The organism is Paenibacillus sp. A3 (genome assembly GCF_001399685.1).
GTDB lineage: Bacteria > Bacillota > Bacilli > Paenibacillales > NBRC-103111 > Paenibacillus_G.
Map to the genome: position 1 here is coordinate 1 of NZ_JTHN01000242.1, position 3,600 is coordinate 3,600.

6 protein-coding genes are annotated in these 3,600 nt (G+C 55.5%); 2 read left to right on the plus strand and 4 right to left on the minus strand.

Translation table 11 applies throughout. From position 1 onward, the window contains the following. The 4 genes from QJ48_RS30755 to QJ48_RS30770 all read right to left on the minus strand — a co-directional run. Positions 1-1,054: aspartate kinase (locus QJ48_RS30755; RefSeq protein ID WP_054977157.1), on the minus strand; the 1,054-nt coding region annotated here is incomplete at its 3' end. Between the two features lie 119 nt (positions 1,055-1,173). After that, positions 1,174-1,737: a histidine phosphatase family protein gene (locus QJ48_RS30760; protein ID WP_054977153.1), complete on the minus strand. Its 564-nt coding sequence runs from the start codon at positions 1,735-1,737 to the stop codon at positions 1,174-1,176. A gap of 104 nt (positions 1,738-1,841) precedes the next feature. After that, positions 1,842-2,126 carry a hypothetical protein gene (locus QJ48_RS30765; RefSeq protein WP_054977154.1) on the minus strand — a complete coding sequence of 95 codons (285 nt, stop codon included), beginning with the start codon at positions 2,124-2,126 and terminating at the stop codon, positions 1,842-1,844. After that, positions 2,119-2,655 (minus strand): GNAT family N-acetyltransferase, encoded by a 537-nt coding sequence (locus QJ48_RS30770; protein WP_054977155.1) that lies wholly within the window; start codon positions 2,653-2,655, stop codon positions 2,119-2,121. Before QJ48_RS30770 ends, QJ48_RS30765 begins: the two co-directional genes overlap by 8 nt. Positions 2,656-2,766: 111 nt before the next feature. Here QJ48_RS30770 and QJ48_RS30775 point away from each other — a divergent pair, with 111 nt between their 5' ends. Further along, entirely contained in the window at positions 2,767-3,156 is a 390-nt protein-coding gene (locus QJ48_RS30775; RefSeq protein ID WP_054977158.1) for a MerR family transcriptional regulator, read from the plus strand. Next, positions 3,146-3,478, plus strand: coding sequence for a thioredoxin (gene trxA / locus QJ48_RS30780; RefSeq protein ID WP_054977156.1), 333 nt, complete (start codon positions 3,146-3,148; stop codon positions 3,476-3,478). Before QJ48_RS30775 ends, trxA begins: the two co-directional genes overlap by 11 nt. Positions 3,479-3,600 lie beyond the last annotated feature (122 nt).

The following is a 3,600-nucleotide window of genomic DNA, read 5'->3' on the forward strand; positions in this document are numbered from 1 at the left end:
TGACCATGCCGGCGCCAACGATGGATACTTTAACCAGATTGGTTTCGGAGGTCACTTGACGGAAGCCGACTTCCGGACGAATCCCTTCGATGACTTGAAGCGCCTTCTCTTGATCGGACAGCGATACGGTGCAGGAGAAATCGGCGAGACCGTTCTGTACGCCGCTTTGGACGATGATATCCACATCGATTTGCGCTTTGGCCAAGGCAGTGAACACTTTAGCCAGTTGCCCCGGCTTTTCTTCCACTCCCAAAATACTGATTCTCGCCACATTTTTGTCGTAAGCAATGCCGCGTACTACGATGCCTTGTTCCATCGCCGCTTCCTCCTTCACATTCGTGCCCTCATTATGATTGAAGCTGGATCTGACAACCAGCTGTACGTTATAATTTTTGGCGTATTCCACGGCACGCGGATGCAGAACCGCCGCTCCGAGATTGGCAAGCTCCAGCATTTCGTCGTACGAAATTTCGTTCAGCTTGCGCGCGCACTTCACGATCCGCGGATCGGTGGAATAAATGCCGTCCACATCGGTGAAGATTTCGCAGACGTCCGCTTCAATGGCGGCCGCCAGCGCTACGGCCGTCGTATCCGACCCGCCGCGTCCGAGCGTCGTAATTTCGCCTTCCTCCGTCATGCCTTGGAAGCCCGCAACGATGACGATTTTGCCGGCTGCGATCGCATTGCGGATACGATCCGGACGGATATCGGTAATGCGCGCCTTGCCATGAAGCGCTTCCGTGTACATGCCGGCTTGCCAGCCCGTAAACGAAACGGCTTCGTGCCCGAGGCTGTGGATCGTCATCGCCAGCAGCGCAACCGAAACCTGCTCGCCCGTCGTCAGCAGCATGTCCATTTCTCGCGCCGGCGGCATGCCGGGGCACAGTTGTTTGGACAAATCGATCAAATCGTCCGTTGTATCTCCCATGGCCGAAACGACAACGACACAATCGTGGCCTTCAAGCTTTCTTTCCACGATGCGGTTCGCCACCCGCTTCATCCGCTCCGCGTCACCTACGGAGCTCCCGCCGAATTTCATCACTATCAGAGACAAAGCTGCTCACTCCCTACGCAAACTTTTACATAACTAGTGAGTTATTATATCATATGCCCTGTCTCTCTTGAAATAGTAAAATATCAACCCGAACAGACAGATAGCGCGAAACCTCCGTCTTATTCCATACATGTAAAGAATTCCCTTATCCGGTTGCAGCGAGCTTCGGCCAGATGCGCCTGATAGGCTCGGCTCGTACCCGTCTCGGTCACCACATAGACCCGTTCTTTGCCTAGAGCGCGGCACCATGCAAGAAAGCGGTCCGCCTGTTGGTCGAAGAGCAGGCCCGGCAGCGTATGGATGCCCTGCAGCCACAAATATTCGGGCAAGTCGGCAGGCAGCTGCAAATTGGGGAACCTACTCGCCAGCCGGCCGGGCTCAAGCGGCATGTCACAAGGCATCGTATGAAAATCGTAACGGAAAGGATATTGACGCGGACCTGCGAGCGGATGCACAAACCGGGCAACGGGCATTCCTTCGCACCAGAGCTCCGCCGTTTGGAGCATTCGCAGCGTCGGACCGGCAACGACCGCGTCCGTATCCGAGAGCGGCTTCAAGCTTCGAAGCCGAAGCGCTTCCGTTCTGCCTCGTTCCGTGAGCTGCGGATCCTTCATTTCCCGGCTTCCGGGCAAACCGAGCGAATGCTGCGCTTCACCGTGAATGACGAACACCAAATCCATCATGCTCCCCCCCAGTCCATCGTTTTCCCCTAGACAAAAAGCTCTTGTTCATTTATACGAAACCGGCGAGTCCTCCATGCTACCTATCGTTAGCTCCGCCCGGGAAACTACGGCCGGTTCCGCCGATTGGCCCATCTCCGCCACAGCGGCTGCAGGGCGAAGGCGTACAAGGCGGCGCTGCCGGCGAACGTCAGGACGTAAAGCCATCCGGACGGGCCCGCCGTCAGCCCGAAGGAAACCTGCGATTCCATCCCTTGCTTGCTCGAATAAGCGTCGACCATCTTCGGCACATACCGCATGGTAAGAAACATCCCCGTTACGACTTGCACGATAACATACACAATATGAACTGCCGCTGCGAACAAAAGGGCGTTCCTTATCGTTTTAACCATCCGATTCTCCCCTTGAATCCGTCATCTCTAGTTTGCATACCATCCAGTATTCGTCGTAGTACTCATCGCCGATTTTCAATGCGTTCGGTTCAGTGCCGAAAATTTCGAATCCGGCCGAACGGTACAATCGAACCGCCGGTTCGTTGACGGTCACCACAGCCAAATATACCTGCTCCAGCCCGTCCAGCGAACGCGCCTCCTCCAGCACATGCCGAAGCAGCGCGGAAGCGATCCCTTTCCCCTGATGGGCGCTGTCCACATACACTCCCCACAGCATGCCCTTATGAGCCAGGTTGCGCGCAGACTCCCGGCGAAAGCCGATCATGCCCATCAATTCGTCGTTCTCTCCGAACGCTCCCAGCAAAAACTGGTCCGCCGAATTCGGAAAACGGCGGCGAACCTCGTCCATTCCGGTGAGCGACGCGTCCTCGTAGTTCGAGCCGAACGATTCCGGATGCTCTTTCAGCGATTTTAACCGCAAGCTCCAAAATGCCTCCACGTCTTGAGGCTCCAGTTTACGAAGGTTCATGACTTATCCTCACCTTTTACATTGATGTAAAAAAAACGATTGACTCTGACATTAATGTCACGGTCTATAATAAAACTACGATCCGCAATCCGCCTGAAGGAGGGATGGACCCTGAAAATCGGCGAGCTGTCCAAGGCGACCGGAGCCAGCATCCGATCGCTCCGCTATTACGAGAAGCAAGGGCTAATCGCGCCGGCCCGCACCGAAAGCGGCTACCGGGAATATCACAAATTTGCCGTAGAACAGGTCAAAACGATCCGGTTGTATCTGAATCTGGGCTTGTCTACCGAGCAGATTGCCGGTTTTCTGCACTGCGTGCTCATGAACAAAGAAGCGTTCTGCAACGAGGTATTGCCCGTTTATCAGCAGAAACTGCAGGAACTCGACGAGCAAATCCAGACGCTGGTCCGGATCAGGTCCAATCTGGAGGAGCGCATACAATCTATTCTATCGGTACGAACCGATAACGAATCCATGGAGGGAACGAACGATGAGTCTTAAAACGAGCAACGATGCCGAATTTTCCGAGGATATCCGCAAATCCGAACTGACGCTGGTCGATTTTACCGCCGTGTGGTGCCCGCCGTGCAAGAGGCTGATCCCGCTGCTGGAGGAGCTCGGGCAAGAACTGGGAGAGCGTGTGACGATTCTGAAGGTGGACGTCGACGCTTCACCGCACATTGCGGCCCAATTCGGGGTGATGTCGATGCCGACGGTCATCCTGCTCAAGGGTGGCGAACCTGTCGAAAGGCTGGTCGGCTTGAGGCCGAAAGAGGCATACCGGGGCTTGATTGCCAAGCACTCGGCCGCGGCCGCCCGCTAAGCAGCCGGGCACCAGTCAGTCACCGCCATCCGTACCTCTTCCTGTTCATCGTACCATATTTTGGCGCGTGGTGGAATTCCCCGCTTACCGGACGATGAACGGTGAGTTTGTTGAGAAAGTGG

Bases quoted from the DNA above. Each gene is read 5' to 3' on its own strand.
- QJ48_RS30765 (WP_054977154.1), bottom strand. From the start codon at position 2,126: ATGGTTAAAACGATAAGGAACGCCCTTTTGTTCGCAGCGGCAGTTCAT.
- QJ48_RS30770 (WP_054977155.1), bottom strand. From the start codon at position 2,655: ATGAACCTTCGTAAACTGGAGCCTCAAGACGTGGAGGCATTTTGGAGC.
- QJ48_RS30760 (WP_054977153.1), bottom strand. From the start codon at position 1,737: ATGATGGATTTGGTGTTCGTCATTCACGGTGAAGCGCAGCATTCGCTC.
- trxA (WP_054977156.1), top strand. From the start codon at position 3,146: ATGAGTCTTAAAACGAGCAACGATGCCGAATTTTCCGAGGATATCCGC.